The organism is Planomonospora sp. ID91781, assembly GCF_015711595.1.
Classification (GTDB): domain Bacteria; phylum Actinomycetota; class Actinomycetes; order Streptosporangiales; family Streptosporangiaceae; genus Planomonospora; species Planomonospora parontospora.
In genome coordinates this window covers 1,532,818-1,552,316 of sequence record NZ_JABTEY010000001.1, presented here as the reverse complement: position 1 = coordinate 1,552,316, position 19,499 = coordinate 1,532,818, and the positions used below count along the sequence as shown (strand labels likewise).

The 19,499-nt window shown below is 73.4% G+C and carries 19 protein-coding genes; 6 read left to right on the top strand and 13 right to left on the bottom strand.

What is annotated here, in order from left to right; genetic code table 11:
- Positions 1-14: 14 nt before the first annotated feature.
- The gene (locus HS048_RS07305) at positions 15-725 is read right to left on the bottom strand and encodes an SGNH/GDSL hydrolase family protein (RefSeq protein WP_196466526.1); all 711 of its coding nucleotides are present in this window, start codon (positions 723-725) and stop codon (positions 15-17) included.
- Positions 726-1,313: 588 nt separating this feature from the next.
- Here HS048_RS07305 and HS048_RS07300 point away from each other — a divergent pair.
- Complete coding sequence (locus HS048_RS07300) at positions 1,314-1,925, top strand: hypothetical protein (protein ID WP_196466525.1); 612 nt, start codon at positions 1,314-1,316, stop codon at positions 1,923-1,925.
- Here HS048_RS07300 and HS048_RS07295 read toward each other — a convergent pair.
- Positions 1,883-2,938 carry a neutral zinc metallopeptidase gene (locus tag HS048_RS07295; RefSeq protein ID WP_196466524.1) on the bottom strand — a complete coding sequence of 352 codons (1,056 nt, stop codon included), beginning with the start codon at positions 2,936-2,938 and terminating at the stop codon, positions 1,883-1,885. The genes HS048_RS07300 and HS048_RS07295 overlap by 43 nt on opposite strands.
- Before the next feature lie 134 nt (positions 2,939-3,072).
- Here HS048_RS07295 and HS048_RS07290 point away from each other — a divergent pair, with 134 nt between their 5' ends.
- The 3 genes from HS048_RS07290 (at position 3,073) to HS048_RS07280 (ending at position 6,330) form a co-directional block, all read left to right on the top strand.
- The gene (locus HS048_RS07290; protein ID WP_230880760.1) at positions 3,073-4,749 is read left to right on the top strand and encodes a DUF2207 domain-containing protein; all 1,677 of its coding nucleotides are present in this window, start codon (positions 3,073-3,075) and stop codon (positions 4,747-4,749) included.
- 50 nt (positions 4,750-4,799) lie between these two features.
- Positions 4,800-5,366: a hypothetical protein gene (locus HS048_RS07285; RefSeq protein ID WP_196466523.1), complete on the top strand. Its 567-nt coding sequence runs from the start codon at positions 4,800-4,802 to the stop codon at positions 5,364-5,366.
- A gap of 631 nt (positions 5,367-5,997) precedes the next feature.
- On the top strand, positions 5,998-6,330 hold the full coding sequence (locus HS048_RS07280; RefSeq protein WP_196466522.1) for a hypothetical protein: 333 nt from the start codon (positions 5,998-6,000) through the stop codon (positions 6,328-6,330).
- On the opposite strand, the gene HS048_RS07275 is transcribed toward HS048_RS07280, so the two are convergent.
- The 3 genes from HS048_RS07275 to HS048_RS07265 form a co-directional block, all read right to left on the bottom strand.
- Positions 6,291-6,683: a type II toxin-antitoxin system VapC family toxin gene (locus HS048_RS07275; protein ID WP_084008225.1), complete on the bottom strand. Its 393-nt coding sequence runs from the start codon at positions 6,681-6,683 to the stop codon at positions 6,291-6,293. The two genes, HS048_RS07280 and HS048_RS07275, sit on opposite strands and share 40 nt — an antisense overlap.
- On the bottom strand, positions 6,680-6,934 hold the full coding sequence (locus tag HS048_RS07270; RefSeq protein ID WP_068896437.1) for a type II toxin-antitoxin system Phd/YefM family antitoxin: 255 nt from the start codon (positions 6,932-6,934) through the stop codon (positions 6,680-6,682). Before HS048_RS07270 ends, HS048_RS07275 begins: the two co-directional genes overlap by 4 nt.
- 132 nt (positions 6,935-7,066) lie before the next feature.
- Positions 7,067-8,002 carry an asparaginase gene (locus HS048_RS07265; protein ID WP_230880759.1) on the bottom strand — a complete coding sequence of 312 codons (936 nt, stop codon included), beginning with the start codon at positions 8,000-8,002 and terminating at the stop codon, positions 7,067-7,069.
- Positions 8,003-8,085: 83 nt separating this feature from the next.
- Between HS048_RS07265 and dtd the strand changes: the two genes are divergently transcribed.
- Positions 8,086-8,511, top strand: coding sequence for a D-aminoacyl-tRNA deacylase (gene dtd, locus HS048_RS07260; protein ID WP_196466520.1), 426 nt, complete (start codon positions 8,086-8,088; stop codon positions 8,509-8,511).
- Positions 8,512-8,725: 214 nt separating this feature from the next.
- Here the strand turns inward: dtd and HS048_RS07255 are convergent, their stop codons facing one another.
- From HS048_RS07255 to HS048_RS07240, 4 genes are all read right to left on the bottom strand, one after another.
- Complete coding sequence (locus tag HS048_RS07255; protein WP_196466519.1) at positions 8,726-9,709, bottom strand: folate-binding protein YgfZ; 984 nt, start codon at positions 9,707-9,709, stop codon at positions 8,726-8,728.
- A 217-nt stretch (positions 9,710-9,926) separates the two neighbouring features.
- The gene (locus HS048_RS07250) at positions 9,927-10,340 is read right to left on the bottom strand and encodes a Fur family transcriptional regulator (protein WP_068896427.1); all 414 of its coding nucleotides are present in this window, start codon (positions 10,338-10,340) and stop codon (positions 9,927-9,929) included.
- A gap of 519 nt (positions 10,341-10,859) precedes the next feature.
- Positions 10,860-11,165, bottom strand: a complete 306-nt coding sequence (locus tag HS048_RS07245; protein ID WP_084008224.1) for a DUF2470 domain-containing protein — start codon at positions 11,163-11,165, stop codon at positions 10,860-10,862.
- 30 nt (positions 11,166-11,195) lie between these two features.
- Positions 11,196-11,705, bottom strand: a complete 510-nt coding sequence (locus HS048_RS07240) for an FABP family protein (RefSeq protein WP_068896423.1) — start codon at positions 11,703-11,705, stop codon at positions 11,196-11,198.
- A gap of 68 nt (positions 11,706-11,773) precedes the next feature.
- On the opposite strand from HS048_RS07240, the gene HS048_RS07235 reads away from it, so the two are divergent.
- On the top strand, positions 11,774-12,136 hold the full coding sequence (locus HS048_RS07235; protein ID WP_068896421.1) for a DsrE family protein: 363 nt from the start codon (positions 11,774-11,776) through the stop codon (positions 12,134-12,136).
- A 43-nt stretch (positions 12,137-12,179) separates the two neighbouring features.
- On the opposite strand, the gene HS048_RS07230 is transcribed toward HS048_RS07235, so the two are convergent.
- From HS048_RS07230 to HS048_RS07215, 4 genes are all read right to left on the bottom strand, one after another.
- Entirely contained in the window at positions 12,180-12,896 is a 717-nt protein-coding gene (locus tag HS048_RS07230) for a type 1 glutamine amidotransferase (RefSeq protein WP_068896419.1), read from the bottom strand.
- Positions 12,886-14,226, bottom strand: coding sequence for a MurT ligase domain-containing protein (locus tag HS048_RS07225; RefSeq protein WP_196466518.1), 1,341 nt, complete (start codon positions 14,224-14,226; stop codon positions 12,886-12,888). The genes HS048_RS07230 and HS048_RS07225 overlap by 11 nt, the downstream gene beginning before the upstream one ends.
- Positions 14,227-14,292: 66 nt before the next feature.
- On the bottom strand, positions 14,293-17,265 hold the full coding sequence (locus HS048_RS38470; RefSeq protein ID WP_196466517.1) for an ATP-binding protein: 2,973 nt from the start codon (positions 17,263-17,265) through the stop codon (positions 14,293-14,295).
- Positions 17,266-17,442: 177 nt separating this feature from the next.
- A complete protein-coding gene (locus HS048_RS07215; RefSeq protein WP_307832383.1) occupies positions 17,443-19,395 on the bottom strand; it encodes a hypothetical protein in 1,953 nt (650 codons plus the stop codon).
- Between the last annotated feature and the right edge of the window lie 104 nt (positions 19,396-19,499).

Sequence of the window (19,499 nt, the reverse complement as noted above, 5' to 3'; positions counted from 1 at the left end):
GGACGGCCCGCGTCTCACCCGTGAGGGCGGACGGCCCGCGCGGGCCGTCCGCCCTCACGGGCCGCGCGCTCCCGCAGGGAGGCGACCAGCCAGCGGGCGATGCGGGCGTGGCCCTCGCCCGTCGGATGGACGCCGTCGGGGAGGGTCAGCCCGCGGCCCCAGCGCATGCCGAGCGGGTCGAGGAACGGCACGCCGGCCCTCTCCGCGGCGAGCGCGACAGCGTTCCTGACGCCGTAGGCCCAGCGCGGCGCGGCCCCCATCCACAGCGGGCCGACCACCACCACCCGGGTGCCGGGCCAGTGCCCGGCGACCGTTCTCAGCAGCCGTGCGGCGGCCTCGTAGACCTCCCCCGGCCGGGTGCGGCGGTCGTTGTGCCCGCCGGAGATGATCAGCAGGTCGGGCGCCGGCCGCCAGGCGAGCTCCCGGACGAAGGAGTCGTGGAAGGTCCGGCCCACCCGGCCCGGGTTGACGAAGCCGGTCCCGCCCATCCCCGCGGTGATCAGCTGCCAGCCCAGCTCGCGCGCGCTCCTGGCCGCGTAGCTCTCCCAGCGCTCGACCGGGCCCGACCCGACGGTGAAGCTGTCCCCGACGACCATCACCACCGGAGCCGCCGCGCGGGCCGCCATGGGCCGCGCCGCGGCCTGCCCGCCGGTCTCCCGCCCGCCCTCCGGCGCCGCCCCGCCCGCCGCCGGGGCGCATCCCGGAAGCAGGCAGCAGAGCGCCACGGCGAATGCGGAGGAAAACGCTCCGCGCCGCTTCCGTGAAAGCCGGTGCATGCCACCTCGGAGAACCGTGGACCGCTGATGTGAACGCGGCTCCCGGGTCGTGCGTCATGCCCGCGACCTCCACCGGACACCCTCATGACGGGTGGATCCGCGGTCACGGCCACCCCGGGGGACCGCCTTGAGCATTCGGCATTCTAGTCAGGCACGGCCACCCGGTCGCGGTGATCCGGAACGAAAGAATTTACCTTTCAAAACGACCGGAAATATCTATCCATTAGCTGAGAAAACGGACCGCACGGCCCTGGAAACGCCAATGTGTTCGTCATGAGACGGCAACCCCGGGGGGTGACGAGCCGTCAACACTCCGTAATCCGTTCGACGGGAGAGGACCAAGCCTGTGCCCCGGGCCGGCGAGCCGACGCCCGTCGGCGCGGCCCGCCCCACCGGGCGACCACGCCCGGCCACGACCACGACCACGACCACGACCACGACCACGACCACGACCACGACAAAGGAGACGACCATGCGGGACCGCTCCGCACCCCCTCCCCGGCCCGAGGGCCGGCGTCTCCGCGCCGGAGGCGATCGATGATCCGCGTTCACGGCCTGCCGCCGGATCCCCGCCCCCATCCCGCCCGCCCGGACCGCGCCTCCCGGCGCTCGCAGCCGGGAAACGGCCTCGGCCTGGCATCGCTCCTGGCGGGCGGCGCGGCCGTCCTGGCCGGCTTCGTCCCGGCCGCCTCCGGGGCCTCGGCCCCCCTGGTGCTCGTCTCCGTCGCCCTGGGCTTCGCCGCCCTCGGCATGGCCCATCACCCGGCGGTCGCCGCCGCGGACCGGGCAGCCGGCGGCCCCGGCCGGACGCGCGGCCGGGCCCTCGACCGGGGGGACCACCGAACCGGCGTCCGGATGCGCGGCCGGGGACACGACGGGGGACACGGCCGGGCGGGCGGTGGGCGGACCGGCTGGGGCCGCGGGCAGACGGACCGCGGGCGGACCGGCTGGGCGAGCCTCGTCCTGGAGCTGTCCGCCGGAGCCCTGCTGGTCTGGAGCGCGGTCGCGTTCCTCACCGTGGTCGCCGACCCGGGGGCCGCACGCCTCGACGGCCCGGACCGGGTCCGCGGCGGTCCCGCCGCGGGCTGCGTGCGGGAGGCCGGAGATCAGCCGACGTGCGAGGCGGGGGCGGTCCAGGTGTTGCAGTAGCCCGGCCGCGCGTACTTCCAGCCGTGGTCCAGCCACCCGGCGAAGTTCTGGCCGTTGCCGTGGTCGCGCAGGCCCAGGCCGTTCTGGTCGTCGCCCCGGCTGTACTCCATCTCCAGCACGGCCTGCCAGCGGGCGGCGGTGACGCCGAGCGGGACCCGGACGGTCCGCATGAAGACCCCGGCGAAGCACTGGGCCTGCAGCTCCGACCGGCGGGAGTGCGCGTTCTGGGCGCTCTTGGACTTGTTGGAGACCTCCCACCACCACGCGCCGCCGATCCCCGCCATGGACTGCACGTGGTGACCGTATTCGTGGGCGAGCACCGACAGGTAGGGCACGTGGTTGCTCGCCGGGTCGATCCGGCCGGTCTGCTGGATCAGGTGCGACAACCCGATGTACATCCCCCGGTTGGAGGGGCAGTAGTAGGCGGCGGCGCCGGAGGCGGGGTAGCTGCCGCACGGGCCGCGTCCCGGACGCGACCAGAAGACCCGGCGGGGCTGCTGGAAGACCGCGCGCGCCTGGGAGAACTTGGCGGCCCAGGCCCGGTCCAGGCAGCCGGTCGTCGCGTTGAGGAAGGCGAGCATGTCCCTCGCCTGGGTCGAGGGGCGCGGCGCCCGGCAGGTGGTGGGGCGCATCATGCCGGTGCCGTACAGCGGGTTGCGCTTCAGCCGGGCGCCGGTCTGGGAGCGCTGCATGTACCTCAGGTCGACGGCCATGGCGCTGCGTGCGGCCCGCCGGTCCGCGGCCGCGCTCCCGCCCGCCAGCACGATCTCGGACTCGCCCAGCGCACCGAGGTCGAGCTTGCGCGGCGGGTTGAAGGCCGGCGGTTCGACCTCCGTCCTCTCCGTCGGGGCGGGCACGGCCCGCTCGGTGGCCGTCGGCGCGGTTCCCGGGCCCGCGGGGACCGCCGCCTCGTCCCCTCCCGCCAGTGCGGCTGCCAGCACGACGGCGGTGAAGGTCGTCGCGAGGACGCCGAAGACACCGAAGACCAGGGGGCTCGACCGGCGCGGGCGCATCTGACCGCCTCTCGGGGAAGACTGGATCACCGCGCGGCAATCTAGCGGATAGACCACCACATACCGTTATTGACCGAAAAATCGTAATAGGGCGGGCCGTCACCTCCCCGCGGTTCTCGATAGGCTGCCGAGCCATGGCGGGATCTTTCTTTCATCGGACGGCCCATCGCGCGGCCGGAAGCCTGGTCGCGGCGGCCGTGCTGGCCCTGGCCGCGGGCCTGTCCCCGGCCTTCGCCGGTACGGCGGGCGCCGCGTCCGCCTGGGCCGACACGGTGAAGAGCGACGTGGTCGAGCTCGAACTGCGGCAGGACGGCGTGCTGCACGTCAAGGAGACCGTCGAGTTCACCGGCGCCCCGCCGAAGCGGACGCTCGTCGACCGGACGCGCTACGACGACGGCAACGACCGGCTCTACCAGGTCACCGGGTTCAAGGGCGACGGCACGCTCTCCGGCGGTTCGATCACCCTGAAGGGCTCCGGCACCGCGACGATCGAGTACGACGTCAAGGGTGCGGTGACCCCGCTGGCCGACATCCAGGAGCTGCGCTGGTACGCCGTGGGCGGCTGGTCCGTCCCGGTGGAGCAGGCCACGGTCAAGGTGACCGGGCCCGCCCAGATGCAGAACCTGTCCTGCTTCGCCGGGGTGCTGGCCTCCGCGGTGGCCTGCACCGCCGCGTCCTTCGACCACACCGGGACCAGCGCGGAGTTCGAGCAGCAGGGCCTCGGCGCCGGCGAGGTGCTGACGGTCGTCGTCGGCTACCCGGCCGGAGCGACCACCGGCGCGCCCGTGCTGGAGCGCCGCTTCGAGCTGTCCAACGCCTTCACGCTGAACGCCGTCACCGGCGGCGCGCTGGCCGGCCTGCTGGTCCTGCTCCTCGGCGGCCTCGGCCTGCTCTACTGGACCCGCGGCCGCGACGCCCGCGTGGTCGGCCACGAGTCGGGCTCGCTCCGCCCGATCGAGAACGGCCACTTCGCCCCGCCGGACGGCGTGCGCCCCGGCCAGATCGGCACGCTCATGGACGAGCAGGCCGACGTGATCGACGTGACCGCCACCATCGTGGACCTGGCCGTGCGGGGCTACATCCGGATCGACGAGCGGCCCCGGCAGACCTACGACACCCCGGACTGGACGCTGGTCCGGCTGCCCGGCGCCCCCGTCGGCTCGCTGCTGCCGTACGAGCGGGCGCTCTACGAGGCCGTCTTCCACGGCCGCGACGCGGTGCTGCTCTCGGAGCTCAAGGGCTCCTTCGGCGCCGAACTCGGCAAGGTCCGCGCCGCGCTCTACCGCGACGTGGTCACCCAGGGCTGGTTCGCCCGCCGCCCCGACACCGTCCGCACCCGCTGGACCACCCTGGGCGTGGCGCTGACCTTCGCCGGGGTGCTCGCCACCGTGGCGCTGGCCTGGTTCACCACGTACGGCCTGCTCGGCCTGGCCCTGATCATCGCCGGCGCGGCGCTGGCCGTCGGCGGGCAGTACATGCCCGCCAAGACCGCCAAGGGCGCCGCCGCCCTCGCCCACACCCTGGGCTTCCGGGAGTATCTCTCCTCCGCCGACCTCGGCGCGGACGTCCCCGTGGCCCAGCGGGTGGAGCTGTTCTCCCGCTATCTGCCCTACGCCGTGATCTTCGACTGCGTGGACCGCTGGGCCCGCGTGGTCTCCTCCGTCACCGGCAACGGGCAGCAGGCCGACCACCTGTACTGGTACCACGGCCCGGCCGAGTGGGACCTGTCGAAGTTCGCCGACTCCATGCGCACCTTCACCATGACGACCTCCGGCGCCATCTCCACCACCCGCCAGTTCCGGTCCCTCTGACACACGCGATACCACGGAAGGTAAAGGGGAAGTAACGTAAAGTCAGGCGGGTGTTCTCCGCCTATGTCGACGAAAGCTGTCGTGTTCGCAAGGACGACGACTGCGTCTACACCCTTGCCGCGGTTCTCCTCCCGACCGAGGACCTCGACCGGATCAGATCGGTGATGGACGCGCTTCGGCATGGCAAGGCACCCACCGTCCACTGGAGAACCGAACGGACACCCAGAAGATCTCTCATCGCCCACACGGTGGCCTCGTTGGACTGCGCATCAGTGGTCGCCATCAGTCTGTACGGCAACGCGAGCCGTTCAGAGCGATCACGGCGGCACTGCCTGCTCAGGTTGCTGCCGGAGCTGTCCGCACGCCGCATCGAAGCCGTGGTCTTCGAGTCGCGTCACGAACAGGACGCGAGCGACAGGGCGATCCTTACCGCTCTGCGCCGGCAAGGGCGGGTCTCTGCTGAGATGGCGGTTCGTTGGGAACGAGCCAGCTCAGACGCCGCTCTGTGGGCGGCTGATGTGGTGGCCGGCGTGGTCACCGGATGGCTCGACGGCGACCGACGATGGTGGCCCCTGTTCGAAAACCGTGTCACCCTCCTGGAAGGCACAGAAGAATGAGCGGGAAAACGCGAACGCCGGGCTCCCGATTCCATCGGGGGGTTCCCGGCGCCACTTTCATGCCCCAGAGGGCATGACACCCTCAGTATCCACTCGGCATCTCCCCGTCGTCAAGCCGTCGGTTCCCGGCCTCCAGGGAGCCGGCCGTCGGGCAACCTCCCGTCCCGGCCGGGCGTATGGACGGGCATGAGAGCGGAGGCGGCCGCGTGAGCGGCCATCGGGGGTTCACCGAGTTCGTCGCGGCGCGCGGGACGAACCTGCTGCGGATCGCCCACCTGACCTGCGGCTCCCGCCAGGAGGCGGAGGACGTGCCGCAGAGCGCGCTGGAGAAGGCCTACCGCCGCAGTGACGACGGCCCGGTGCGTCCCGTGATGCGCCTCTGGGTGGAACGGCCCGGCCTCGGATACGTCCTCGTCGCGAGCCCGGAACTCGCCCTCGAACTGGATCGGATCGCCGACGGCCTCACCACGGCCGCTCCGACGGCGGTTCCGGGCGAGCGAGTCGACCAGGCCGGGCTCTCCTACCTGCCCGCCGGCCTCACCCGGGAGCCGGAGGAGGACACCCGGCTCGGCGACGGCTGGAGCGCGGTGACCGGCCGCTGGTCGGACGGCCGCCGCCGCGTGGAGTCACCGTGGTCCGCGGCGCGGCCCTGCACTCCGCCCGGTGGCTGGACGACTTCCTCCGCGGCTGGAAGCGGCGGACCTCCCCTGTCGCCGGGCCGAACATCACGGGCATCCGGACCACCGGCGCGGACGGCCGGATCGGAGCCTTCCGGGTGGCCTCCTACACCGCCGTCCACGTCACGGTCAGTCCGGAGCTGGCCGGCGAGCTGGACAGGATCACCGCAGCGTCCGCCTTCCCGCCCCCTGATCCCGGGAGCGGCCCGGCCGGCCGTACGGCCTGCGACCGGCCGGGCCCACGGCCTCACAGCCTGATGACCTCGACACCGGGCATCTCGTCGTAGTCCGCATCCTGGGTCACCACGGGAATGCCGTAGGCCAGGGCGGTCGCCGCTATCCAGCTGTCGTTGATCGGAGCCTTGCGACCCGCCACCCGCAATCGCGAGACCAGAAGCGCCCACGCTTCGGAAACGGCCTCGTCAACCGGTAGCGGCTCGAAGCGCTGGGCCAGTTGATAGGTGGAAAGGCGCCGGGCGGCCGACTCGGGATCCCGCGCCTGCAGCACCCCGAGACGCAGCTCGCCCAGCGTGATCGCCGAAACACCCCATTCGTAGTCGGCGAAGCGCTCGATATCGAACCGGCTGGCCTCCAGGCCGATGAAGATCGATGTATCGGCCAGCGCCCGCTGCGGGCTCACCACGGCAGATCGTCAGTGGTCCCGGACAAGGTCTCCCGCAGTTCCTCGGCCCAGCCCGTCCCATCCGGCCCGAGACGGGCGAGCTCTCCCCCGATCTCAGTGGCGGACAGCCAGCGACCGCGGCGGGGGAAAGGAATGATCTTCGCCACCGGACGGTTGTCCCGCAGCACTTCGATCTCTTCACCGGCCTCGACACGCCGCAGCACTTCGGCCGTGTTGTTCCGCAGCTCACGCGCAGGAATCGCAGTCATGAACCCAACTGTAGAACTCTCGCTACGCGTGTAGCAAGGAAACCGGCATCCCGGCTCCCGATCCGAGATCGGCCGGCCCGGGGAGATGAAGCCATTCCGGGCCGACCCGATCCCCGGGCGAGGAGCCCCGCCTCATCCGCCGCCGTGCAGGCGGATCTCGCCCACCGGGCGGCCGCCGCCGTGCAGGACGCCGACGGCGAGCTCGGCGAGCTCGGGGGCGTCGAGGCCGAGGGCGCGCAAGGCGGCGACGGTGACGGGCACGCGGGCGCGCTGGCCGCCGTCCTCGATCTTGACCGTGCCGGCGCGGCCGTCCGCGAAGGCGAAGGCGTCGAACGCCTCGGCGCCGGCCTTGACCAGCAGCCCGGGGATCGCCCGCATCAGCCGGGCTTCGGGGCGGGTCGTGCCGGAGGTCCACTCGGGGTGGTCGCGGAAGGCGTCGGCGACGCGCCGCTCGGGACTGCCGGGCCCGGCCAGCACGAGGGCGCGGAAGGCGCGGGCCACACCCGTCATCGAGACGAAGAAGAGCGGGGCGCCGCAGCCGTCGACGCCGGTGGCGGCGACCTTCTCGCAGGTCAGCTCCTCCACCGCGGCGCGGATCGCCCGCTGCAGCGGGTGCGTGGGGTCGAGGTAGGTCTCCAGCGGCCAGTCGTTGGCCGCGCAGGTGGCGAGCATCGCCGCGTGCTTGCCGGAGCAGTTCATGTAGATCCGCGCCTTGCCGCCGCCCGAGCGCAGCACCTCCTCGCGGGAGGCCGCATCCCCGGGCAGGTCCTCCGGGCAGCGCAGCGCGTCCTCGTCCAGCCCGGCCCCGGCGAGGATCCTGCGGGCGCCGTCCACGTGGAACGCCTCCCCGTCGTGGCTCGCGCACGCCAGCGCGAGCAGCTCCCCCTCCAGGGCGAGCCCGCTGCGCACCATGCCGAGCGCCTGGAAGGGCTTCATCGACGAGCGCGGCGAGACCAGCGCGTCCACCGCCCCGTGCACCCGCACCGCGGAACCGTCCGCCGCGACGGCCAGCATCCGCGCCCGGTGCGTGGACTCCACGAACCCCGAACGGACCACTTCGACGACCAACGACCCTGTAGACACCTTTGTCCCCTTTCGTGCAGAGCCCGCGCAGAGTCTAGAGAGCACCCGGAGCGCGGGATGATGGGGGCATGCGTGCGGTGGTGCAGCGGGTGAGTTCCGCGTCGGTGACGGTGGACGGGGCGGTCGTCGGCGCGGTCGACGAGCCGGGGCTGCTCGTGCTGGTCGGGGTGACGCACACCGACACCCCGGCCGAGGCGGCGAAGCTGGCCGCCAAGCTCTGGGGACTGCGGATCCTGGACGGCGAGAAGTCCTGCTCCGACATCGGCGCCCCCCTGCTCGTGGTCAGCCAGTTCACCCTGTACGGCGACGCCCGCAAGGGACGCCGCCCCACCTGGCAGGCGGCGGCCCCCGGGCCGGTCGCCGAGCCCCTGGTCGAGGCCGTCTGCGCGGAACTGCGCGCGCTGGGAGCACGCGTCGGGACGGGCGTCTTCGGCGCCGACATGAAGGTCGCGCTGACCAACGACGGCCCCATCACGCTGATCCTGGAGGTCTGACCCCCGGCGGATCCAGGACGCCGGGAGGCGATCCGGAGACCGGGAAGCCCGGGAACGCCTCCGAAAGCGGTGGGGCCCCGCGTCCCGAGGAGGCCGATCGGGGCCGGAGACGAGCAGGGCCGGAGCCAAGCGGGGCCGGAGACGAGCAGGGCCGGAGGCAAGCGGGGCCGGTTCCCTGAGCGGGAAGCGGCCCCTTCGGCGTTCCGTCAGCGGGTCAGCGGATGCGGCGGCGCAGGGCCGGGTCGATCTGCACGTTGCGCCCGGCGTCCGGCGGCACGACGACCTCTTGGGCCGCCGCCACCCCGTCGGCCTCCAGCGGCGCGTCCACCGGCACGGTCCGCTTGACCAGGGCCAGGGCGATCGGGCCGAGCTCGTGGTGGCGGGCGGAGCCGCCGACGAACCCGACCTCGTCCTTGCCCGCGGTCACCGGGGCGCCGCGCCGGGGCAGCCGGTCGGCGCTCCCGTCCAGGTGCAGGAAGACCAGCCGGCGCGGCGGGTGGCCGAGGTTGTGCACCCGCGCCACGGTCTCCTGGCCCTTGTAGCACCCCTTGTTCAGGTGCAGGGCCGTACCGATCCAGCCGACCTCGTGCGGGATCGTCTTGTGGTCGGTCTCGAAGCCGAGCCGGGGGCGGTGGGCCTCGATCCGCAGCGCCTCGTGGGCCCAGAGCCCGGCGAGCCGCAGGTCGAGGTGATCAGGGAGCAGGTCGCGCGGGAGCAGCACGTCGCCACCGGCGACGACCGCCCCGGCGGGCGGGGTGAGCCGGGCCGGATCGGCCACGGAGACCACCGCGTAGGCGTCCGTCACGTCTGCGACCTCGACCCGGAGCATGAACCGCATCTTGTCGAGGAAGGCGACCAGGCCCGCCGAGGTGCCCGGCTCCACGTGCGCCCAGACCGCCTCGCCGTCGTCGACGAGGACCAGGTGGTGCTCGACCCTGCCCTGGGCGTCCAGCAGCAGCGTCTCGGTCGCCCGGCCCGGCTGCAGGTCGTCGAGCTTCTGGGAGCTCAGGCTGTTGAGCCAGCTCAGGCGGTCGGGCCCGGAGATCCTGACGACCTCGCGGTTGCTCCGGTCGACCATCGCCTCACCGGCGAGGAAGGCGCGCTGCTCGGCGAACAGGTCACCGTAGTGTCCGGCGACGCCGTCGTCGGGGGCGTCGGCGGCGACCGCGCCGGGGGTGTCCAGCAGAGGGCTTCGCATGCCCCAAGCCTACGAGCCCGCGGCGACGCCCGGAGCCGCGGCCCGCAGGCCCCCGGCGGCGTCCGGAAACACGGCCCGCAGGCCCCCGGCGGCGTCCGGAAACACGGCCCGCAGGCCCCCGGTGGGCACGTGACCGCGGCTCGCGGACCCGGGACGGACGGGCCGCGCCCACGGCCCATGGGCTCGCGGGCGGCTCACGGCAGTGGCCCGGGAGCTCTCAGCGGCACTTGCGGCAGCGGCCGAAGACCGTCAGGTGGTGCACGTCGGTGGCGAAGCCCAGCTCTGCGTCGAGCCCGTCCACCAGGGCCCGCACCAGCTCCGGGCTGACCTCGCTGATGTCGCCGCAGCCGCGGCAGACCAGGTGCACGTGGTCGGCGTCGGCGGCCAGGTGGTAGGTGGGCGCGCCGTGCCCGAGGTGGTTGTGGGCGACCATGCCGAGCTCCTCGAGCAGTTCGAGGGTCCGGTAGACGGTCGAGATGTTCACCCCGCGGGCGGTCTCGCGCACCCGGGTGCAGATCTCCTCCGGGGTGGCGTGCTCCAGCGACTTGACCGCCTCGAGCACCAGCTGGCGTTGCGGGGTGACCCGATAACCGCGCGCCCGCAGTTCCTCATGCCACGACGTCTCGGTCATGGCGAGATTCTATGCCGTGCCCTGGCCGGACCCTCTTGATCATCGCCCGAAGCCAGGCCCCGTGCCCTCCGGCCGCCCGCCCCGTGGTCCCGCCCGTCCCTGCCCCGCGCCCTCCGGCCGCCGGATCCGCGCCCTCCGCCCGTCCATGGCGTCCGGTCGTCCCGGATCCCCTCCAGCGACGACCTCGAAGGCTTTCACCAGCGGAAACCTGCTTGGCGAATATTTACTTGCCCAATCCGGAAGCGGTCGCATAGCGTACGAATCACGCAGAAGGGAGGTGGTCCAAACAATGGTTGATCATACTTGGGCTAGCGAGGTGGCTGTCCGCTAGGACGCCGCGACTCCGGACTCTGTCCGGACGTCTCGCGACGTTCGGCGAATCCACGACAATCACCGGAACCCCGGGCTGCCGGAGGGCGGGCATATCCCGTCTTTGGTCCATCCGGCCCTCACGTCTCGAGCGGAGGAGCGAGCCCGGGGTTCTCTTTTTTCGTTTCCCGCCCTGTTTCTCCCGGCGCCTCAGTGCTCGCCGCGGGCCGGGACGCCGAGGGCCGCGCAGGCCTCCCGGTAGAGGCGGACGACCTCCCGGCGGACCTCGGCCCGCTCGGTCAGCGTCCTCCCCCACGGAACGCGCACCGTGACCTCGTCGCCGTCCACGACCGCGGCGAACTCGATCGCCTCGGCGTCCACGTCCGACGTCGTCGCGGCCGTCGCCTCGGGCCTGCCGCCCAGGCTCCTGACGATCAGCAGCGCGTCGTCGGCGTGGTCGTCGTTCATGTGGCGCTTGATCGCCTCGACCACGTCGGGGGTGAAGGGGGTGCTCATGCCCGGCATCGTATTCGTCCTCGCCCGCTCTCAGTCCGCGTCGGGCACGAAGTCGCCCACCCGCTTGAGCTCGGCCGAGATGTGCGACTGGAGCCCCTGCCCCACGGCCGCCATGTCGTAGGCCCACATCAGGTTGCCGTTGACCAGGCCGTAGAGGCGGTGGCCGCCGGTGTACTCCTTGGCGGTGGCGGTGCGGGCCACCACGTCCGTGTGGAGCTCGATCTTGTGGAAGACCACCTCGCCGACGTAGATCTCCACGATGCCGGTCGGGTGCGACAGGCAGACCTCCAGCTGGCGGTCCGGCAGCTGGCGCCAGAAACCGGTCTCGGTGCCCAGCGGGCGGACCTTGGCGCCCGCCTCGTCCAGCAGCCAGGTGCGGCTGGTGTAGGTCAGGAACGGCTTGCCGTTGTGCCCGAAGACGATCTCCTGACCGAAGTTGAAGCTCTCGATCGTCGGGTATCCCCCCACCCCGGCGCCCTCCCACCGGCCCACGAGGAAGGCGATCGGCTCAAGGTCGGGATGCAGCTCAGGAACGTCCATAGCCATAAAGGGTAGGCCCGGCCGGACCTGGCTCGCGCCGGTGGTCCGGGCCCGAATAGTCTTCGAGCATGGCACGATCATTGGTGATCAAAGTGACCGCGGGCGCGGACGCCCCGGAGCGCTGCAACCAGGCGTTCACGGTGGCCGCGGCGGCCCTGGCGAGCGGGGTGCCCGTCTCCCTCTGGCTGACGGGCGAGGCGTCGTGGTTCGCCCTCCCCGGGCGGGCCGAGGAGTTCACCCTGCCCCACGCGGCCCGGCTCGGCGACCTGCTCGACGCGGTGCTCGCCGGCGGCCGGGTGACGCTGTGCACGCAGTGCGCGGCCCGGCGGGACATCACGGTGGACGACGTGATCGAGGGGGTCCGCATCGCGGGCGCCCCCACCTTCGTCGAGGAGGCGCTCGGCGAAGGCGTCCAGGCACTCGTCTACTGACGTCCACCGTGCCCGGCCGGTCGAGACCGGCCGGGCGGACGGGTCAGGCGGGCCGGACCGCGGTGAGCCGCTCCTGGCGGAGCCGTTCGAACCAGGTGTCGTCGGTCGGCGGGAGCTGCGCGCCGACCGCCCAGGTCAGCAGCAGGTCGGCCAGGCCGGGGTTGCGCGCCAGCGCCGGACCGTGCAGGTAGGTCCCGACGATCCTCCCGGCATAGCAGCCCTCGGTCCCGTCGCCGTTCCCGGTGCCGACCACCGTACGGGAGAGCGGGCGCACGCCCGGTCCCAGCCTGGTGACGCCCATGTGGTTCTCGAACCCCGTCAGGGTCGGGACTCCGAGCGCCGGGTCGGCCTCGGCGACGAGCTCGCCGACCGCCCGAGCGGCGCCCCGGCCGCTGGCGATGTCGAGCAGCCCGATGCCGTCCACCGGCTGCCCCTCCTCGCCGCCGAACGTGCTGCCCATGATCTGGTAGCCCGCGCAGACCGCCAGCAGGGCGGCGCCCCGGGCGACGGCCCGGTGCAGCCCGCCGTCCCGGCGCAACCGCTCGGCCGCCAGGATCTGCGGCCGGTCCTCGCCGCCGCCGATCAGGTAGACGTCCCCCTGCTCGGGCACCGGGTCGGCCGAGCGCACGTGGACGGTCTCGACCGCGATCCCGCGGCGCCGGGCCCGCTGCTCCAGGACCAGGACGTTGCCCTGGTCCCCGTAGGTGCTGAGCAGGTCCGGGTAGATCCAGACAAGGCGCAGGACACTGTCAGACGGCACGACCGAACTCCGATCGGATCTGCTGGAAGGCGGTGTAGTTGGCGATCACGTCGACCTTGCCCGGCGGCTGGACCGCGAGCGCGTGCCCGAAGGACTCCGTCAGCTGGAACGGCACCTCGGCCACGTCGAGCCGGAGGGCGAGGTCGAGCCGGCGCTCCCCGGTCACGTAGACCGGCCTGCCGCGCAGCACCCGGTAGTCGACGTCCCACAGCCAGGAGGTGTCGCGGCCGTCGGGACCCTGCGCGTTCACCGAGAGGATCACCGGCAGCGCGGGGTCGAGCACGTCGAACGCCTCCAGCCAGCCCGCCGGGTTCTTCGCCAGCAGCAGCCGGGCCTGACGGCCCTCGCGCTCCACCGTGGTGTAGCGGCCGGCCACCGAGGTGACCTCGGCCAGCCGGGGCAGCGCCCGCTGGACGGGGAGGCCGAACGCCTCCGCGGTGGCCAGCGCGACCACCGCGTTGGCCCGGTTGGCCCGGCCGGGCAGCCGGATGTCCAACGGCCAGCGCTGCCCTCGGGGGTCGACCACCGTGTCACCGTCGAGGAACCAGCTCGGCGCGGGCCGCCGGAAGGAGCACTCGCGGCACGCCCAGTCGTTCTCCGCCAGCCCGCCGGGGCCCGCCGGGGACCCCGGGGCCGCGGGGACGCCCCCGTCCGCCTGCCGTACGGCCACGCCGGGGGCGTGACCGCCGGGCGGGACGTAGTCCATGCCGCCGCGGTCGAGCGGGCCGCCGCACTCGGGGCAGCACCAGGAGTCCTCCTTCCACGGCTGCCCGACCGAGACCCAGGTCACCCGGGCGGCGGTGGACGCACCCCAGGCCACCAGCGGGTCGTCCGCGTTGGCGATCACATGGGTGTTCCTGGCCACCAGCGCGCGGCGCCACTTCTGGGCCAGCAGCCAGATCTCGGCCGCCCGGTCCATCTGGTCGCGGCTGAGGTTCATCAGGACGACCACGCCCGCGCCGGTGGTCTCGATCACCTCGGGGAGGTACTTCTCGTCGACCTCCAGCACGCCGTACGGCGCGTCCTTCGCCGACGAGAGCGCGGACACGTGCCCGGCGGGCATGTTGGCGCCGAAGGCGTTGGTGGCGACGTCGCCGAGCTCCTGCAGGGCGGAGGTGATCAGCCGCGTCGTGGTGGTCTTGCCGTTGGTCGCGCTCACCAGCGCGAGCCTGCGGTCGCGGGCGAGCTTGCGCAGCAGGTCCGGCTCCAGGGCCAGGCCGACCCGGCCGCCGATCACCGATCCGTCGCCGCGTCCGGTCGCCCGGGACAGCGTCGCGGCCGTCCGGCCGAGAGCACTCGCGAGCTGCGCCCGCAGCGGAAGCTGAGTCATGCCGCCGATCCTAGCCGGGGATGGGCGGGGCGGCCGCCTGCGGGAACGCCGCGGAATCCGCGCCCGTCACTCCGTGAAGGCGAGCTCCACCGAGTCGGAGGACTCGGCGTCGAACGGGAGCACGAACCGGTTCGGCCAGGACAGCACGGTCTCCAGCCAGCCCGCCCCCATCGTCTGCGCGACGTGCCGCAGCCGCTCGGCCGGGTCGATCCCGATCGTGACGGTCAGCACGTCCCGCTCCACGCCCTCGTGCTCGTCGTCGCCCAGCAGGACCCGCCAGGCGAGCGCCCGGTTCCGGTCCGCCTCCATGGAGAGGGGGTGGTGCCGGAGCGCCCGCGCGCGGTGGCCGAGCAGCTCCTCCCCTCCCGCGGGGCGGTCGAACAGGGGGTACTCCATGGCCGGCGCGGGACCGCGCGGGTTGGGGGCGGCCTGCCCGTAGGGGAAGAGGCGCTCCACCTCGTGCAACCAGCGGACCTGCGGGATCACCCAGATGGGCCCGGGCCGCTCGCCGGGTTTGCGGTCGGGTCCCAGCAGCCGGGCGGCGGTCTCGGCGACCTGCTCGGTGAGCAGGGCCGGGTCGGCGACCGTGCGCAGCGCCCACGCCCGGCGGGCGACGGCGCGCTCCACGGCCGTGGCCAGCAGGCACTCGCGCCGGCGCGCGGGCAGCTCCGCCCAGAGCTCGGCCAGCGCCCGGGGCACGCCCGGAACGGGCCGGTTGACGCAGAAGGCCAGCACCAGCGTGTCGGCCCAGATCCGCAGCCAGGCCCATTCGGGGGCCTCGGCGAGCAGGTCGGCCTCGCGGATCTCGACCAGCGTGCACGCCCGGCCGCTCCTGCACTCCTGCCCGCAGGCCACCGAGCGGCGCCCGCAGATCGGCGGGGTCTGCCCGGGCGCCGGGTGCTCGCGGTCCTCGCCCAGCGGCACCCGGATGCGGAGCGGGCGGTCCATCCCGTCGGCGAAGACCGCCGCCGTACCGGGCTGGAGCGAGACGACCTGCCGGGACTGCTCCTCGCTCAGGTTCATCGCGGCGCCGACCAGCCGGCGGTCGTCCTCGGCGGGAAGCCGGTGGACGACCTTCAGCGCGGTGTTCTTCACCACGTCGGGGACCAGCTTGGTGGGGATCTGCTCGGCGACCACGATGCCCTCGCCGTACGCGCGGATCTCGGCGAGCATGCCGGCCAGCAGTTCGACCGCGTGCGTGCTGGCCCGGCCCGCGCCCCGGTCGCGGAGCAGCCGGTGCGCCTCCTCGATCACGATCACGTGCTGCAGCCCGGAGGTCTTCGACGACCTGGCCCGCATCCGCAGGTGCTCCACGATCCGGATGATCAGCGTGCCCATCAGGAACGCCTTGTCCTCGTCGTTGGCCACGTCCTCGATGGCGAGCACGACGTTGCGCCGGAGCAGGTCGCCGATGTCGGCGGGGTGGCCGCCCTCGAAGAAGCGCCCGGCCGAGCCGACCCGGAGCGAGCGCAGCCGCAGCGCGATGAAGCCCTCGACGTCGGCCTGCACCTCCCGGCCGTAGCCGATCTCCTTGATCACGTCCATCGCGTGCCGCTGCAGCTGCTCCAGGGTCGGCACGGCGGGCTGCACGGCCGCCCCCGGGGCCGCCGCGCCGGTGACCACGTCCCAGCCGTTGGCCTCGTAGACCCGCTGCAGCGCCAGCGACATGATCTGCGGGAACGGCTCCTCGGCGTCGAAGGCGGCCATGAACAGCGCCCGGACCATGTCGATGTGGGCCTGGACCGGGTAGCCGGGCTCCGGCGCGAGCGGGTTCACGCTGAACGGCACGGTGTCGGGGTCCGAGGGGTTGATCACGGTCACCGGGGCGAGGTGCTCGATCCGGCCGCCCATCGCGGCGTACTCGGACTTGGCCGGTTCGATCGCCAGCCAGGGGATGCCCGCGCCGGTGAGCTCCTCCAGCAGGTGGCGGACCGTCTGGGACTTGCCGGAGCCGGTGGCCCCGGTGACGAACGCGTGCCGGTTCAGGGTGGCGAGCGGGACCCGGAACGAGCCCACCGCGCGGTCCTGGCCGTCCACGATCGTGCCGAGGTCGACCGAGGGCTCCCCGGCGGGCGTGTCGGCCTCGCTGGTCACGTCGAAGAAGCCCGCCTCCACCACCCGGACGCCGGGCACCTCCCGGCGGGGCAGCCCGGCCAGCGCGGCGAGCGTCCCGGCGGTGGCGGCGAAGGGCGCGACGGCGCCGTCGGCGGGGTCCTGCACGGTCGCCGTGAGCGCGTCCGTGAAGCCGCAGGGCGGGGAGGACAGCGCGCTGCGCAGGCGGTAGGGGTGGTGGCCCAGCTCCGCGGAGCCGACCAGCACCGGGGCGATCTGCCGCAGCTCCTCCGGCCCGGCCGCTCCGGCCAGCACCCGCACGTTCCAGAGCCCGGCCTCGCGGAAGGTGTCGAGCTCCTGCATGCGCCGCTCGGCCCGCTCGGCGTCGTAGCGCGAGCGCTCGGAGGCGTCGCCGTACTGCCGCAGCACGTTGAGCTGGGTCCGCAGGTGCGCCACCTCGGCGTCCAGCAGGTCGGTGGGCTCGGCCACCACCAGCCAGGCGAACGGCCGGGACATGAGCGTGACCAGCGTGGACTCGAACAGGGTGGGCCGCTTGACCTCGTCGGCGTCCGCTTCGCGGCGGCCGCCCAGCGGCGGCGCCTGCCGTCCCGGACAGGTCGTCCAGACGAGGTCGGTCAGGTCGCGCAGCCACTCGTCGCCGATCCGCACGCCGCGGGCGCCGCCGGGGAACAGCAGCGGCTCGGCCTCGGCCGTCCGCCGGTGCTCGGCGGTGACGGCCCGGCGGGGGGCGCGCGGCGGGGTCAGCGGCCCGGCGTTGGTGAGCAGCTCCAGGGGGGCGCCCGCACCCCTGGAGAGCCAGCCGATCACGAAGGGCCGCCCGCGCTGGGCCGCGGAGAGCACGGCGGGCAGGACGGTGACGAAGTCCCACTCGGCCGACGAACTACGCGAAGGCGCCGCGATCGCCTGGATCCGGTACCACGGACCGGCCAGGGTGTGCGGAAGACGGGATACGCTCTGCTGCTGCATGTGGTCTCCACCCGGGGCCCCCGGCTCCGGGCCGGGGGGTTGACGCTTCACCGATCGCTCCGCCGTGCTGGGCGAGGCCTCGCGACAGCACTACGGTCGAACCTCACTCTGACCGGCACCCCGGCATTGACCACTCCATTACCCTGTCCGCACCCTTCGTTGACACGCCCGCGCGTTTCACTGCCGCCGGCGCCAGTCGAGCCGGGGCGGCGGCGGGCCGAGGTTGGGCGGCGCGTCCTCGAAGGGGTTCGGCTCTCGGTCCGGCTCGCGCGGCCGGTCGTCCCGCGCCGCGAAGGGCTCCAGCAGCCTCTCCCGGATCTCCTCGAACTCCCCCAGCGTCGTCTTGGGGAAGGTGAGGATCGCGGGGTTGGCGTCGGCCAGCCGTACCCGGCGGCCCTGCGCGGTGGCGTCGGTGACGATCACCGACGTGGTGGGGAGCTGCTGGAGCTGGTGGGGCTCGACGAGGAACTCCCGGGAGCGGTGCAGCACCCGCTCGGTGTCGCCCAGCGCCTTGGTCGCCCGCCGCCCCCACTCGGTGGACTCGGTGATGTCCTCCTTCAGGTCCGCGTGGCCGGCGGCGTGCGCGTCCTCCTCCTCGTCGGTCTGGCCGACCGTGGAGGTGTAGCCGCCGTCGAGCCCCGCGCCCGCGGCGCTGATGGTCTCGGTGAGCTGGGCGAGCTCCAGCCGGTGCTCGGTGCCGACGTGCTCGCTGGCCACCCGGGCGTCCTCGGCGTTGCCCAGCCGCATGAACGCCACGGCCGCGTGCCCCCGGCCCAGCCGCTCCCGCACGGTCGGCGTCAGCGACCGGTAGGTCAGCACCAGCCCCGTCCTGGAGGTCTCGCAGGCGTCCATCAGCCGGTCGAGCACGTCGCCGCGGAGCTTGTCCGCCCCCGCGACGATGATCGTGTGGTACCAGGGCCGCTCCGAGCCTGGCGACTGGCGCAGGATGTGGGTGAGCGCGGTGGCCACGTAGGTGCCGAGGACCCGGTTGCCGAACACCCCGGCCTGCCGGTCCATGGAGACCACCCGCAGACGCGCGGGCGGGAGCCGTACGGCCTCCGAGCCGAGCGTCTCCAGCTTGCGCAGCTGCGACTCCAGCGCCCAGGCCCGCTCGATCACCACCCGGTCGCTGACCCCGCGGCCGAACAGCGTGCCGATCCGCTCCAGCTGGGTGGCGGTGATCAGGCCCAGGCGCAGGTCCTCGCGGGGGTCGCCCACCTGGGCCAGCGCCCGGAGCGCGGCGGTCACCTGGTTGATCGTGGCCTTGGCGCCGAGGACCTCCAGGACCCGCTCCAGGATCGCGTTGTCGAAGGACAGGTCCCGGGTGGTGCGGTGCTCCTCGCTGACGCTCACCACGTGGGCGAGGACGTCGGCGAAGGCCTCGGGCGCGAGCGTCGCCCCCAGGTCCAGCCGGGGCAGGTCCACCGGGAGCACCCAGACCAGCGGGTCGTCGCCGCCCCGGCGGGCCAGCTCGATCAGGTCCTTGGCGATCGCGCCCTCGGACAGGTCGAGCACGGTCAGGTGGCCGCCGCTGTAGAGGCGGGTCGCGCCGAGCAGGGTGATCAGCGCCGACCAGCCGGGCAGCGTGCCGCCGGCCACGTCGATGCGGTCGATCTCGTCGGGGACGGTCACCGCGTACCAGGTGAGCTGGCGGTCGTAGCGCTCCTTCTGCTCCGCCCACTCGCGGTAGCGGGCGGCGTGCTCCTCCTGGGCGAGGTAGAGCTCCCGGTCGCGCTCCTGCCGCCGCCGGTCCACGGCGGTCCTGCGCTCCTCGATCCGGTAGCGGACCGCCCGGTCGCCCTGGTAGACCGCGTAGGTGCAGAACCCTGCGACGCCCAGGGAGGCCGCCAGCCCGACCGCGGCGAACGACCAGTCCAGCAGTCCGGTGGCGGAGATGACGACGACGAGGAGGGCGAGCGCGACCATGAACCCACGGACGATCTTCACCGGCCGGTTGAGCAGGTCCTCGTTGAGCCGCTCGCGGCGCATCCATTCGGGGTCGATCTCGAAGGCGGGGTCCTCGGCGGGGGACGGGCGCCTGGGGGCCGGACCGGGGTCCGGGTGGAGCAGGGCGTACTGCCAGCCCAGGTAGATCCGGTCCGCCTGGAGCTGCGCATGCTCAGGATGCACGTCCGCCACGGAACCTCCGCCGTCGGGCTCTCGTCCGCCTCCGTGACAGCGTATGAGCTGGACCTGCCGTTGGGGCGGGGTTCAGGTCAATCCGCTGTATTTTC

Bases quoted from the DNA above. Each gene is read 5' to 3' on its own strand.
- HS048_RS07235 (WP_068896421.1), top strand. From the start codon at position 11,774: ATGGCACGATCATTGGTGATCAAAGTGACCGCGGGCGCGGACGCCCCG.
- HS048_RS07300 (WP_196466525.1), top strand. From the start codon at position 1,314: ATGATCCGCGTTCACGGCCTGCCGCCGGATCCCCGCCCCCATCCCGCC.
- HS048_RS07225 (WP_196466518.1), bottom strand. From the start codon at position 14,226: ATGACTCAGCTTCCGCTGCGGGCGCAGCTCGCGAGTGCTCTCGGCCGG.
- HS048_RS07245 (WP_084008224.1), bottom strand. From the start codon at position 11,165: ATGAGCACCCCCTTCACCCCCGACGTGGTCGAGGCGATCAAGCGCCAC.
- dtd (WP_196466520.1), top strand. From the start codon at position 8,086: ATGCGTGCGGTGGTGCAGCGGGTGAGTTCCGCGTCGGTGACGGTGGAC.
- HS048_RS07255 (WP_196466519.1), bottom strand. From the start codon at position 9,709: ATGCGAAGCCCTCTGCTGGACACCCCCGGCGCGGTCGCCGCCGACGCC.
- HS048_RS07295 (WP_196466524.1), bottom strand. From the start codon at position 2,938: ATGCGCCCGCGCCGGTCGAGCCCCCTGGTCTTCGGTGTCTTCGGCGTC.
- HS048_RS38470 (WP_196466517.1), bottom strand. From the start codon at position 17,265: ATGCAGCAGCAGAGCGTATCCCGTCTTCCGCACACCCTGGCCGGTCCG.
- HS048_RS07270 (WP_068896437.1), bottom strand. From the start codon at position 6,934: ATGACTGCGATTCCTGCGCGTGAGCTGCGGAACAACACGGCCGAAGTG.
- HS048_RS07290 (WP_230880760.1), top strand. From the start codon at position 3,073: ATGGCGGGATCTTTCTTTCATCGGACGGCCCATCGCGCGGCCGGAAGC.
- HS048_RS07250 (WP_068896427.1), bottom strand. From the start codon at position 10,340: ATGACCGAGACGTCGTGGCATGAGGAACTGCGGGCGCGCGGTTATCGG.
- HS048_RS07240 (WP_068896423.1), bottom strand. From the start codon at position 11,705: ATGGACGTTCCTGAGCTGCATCCCGACCTTGAGCCGATCGCCTTCCTC.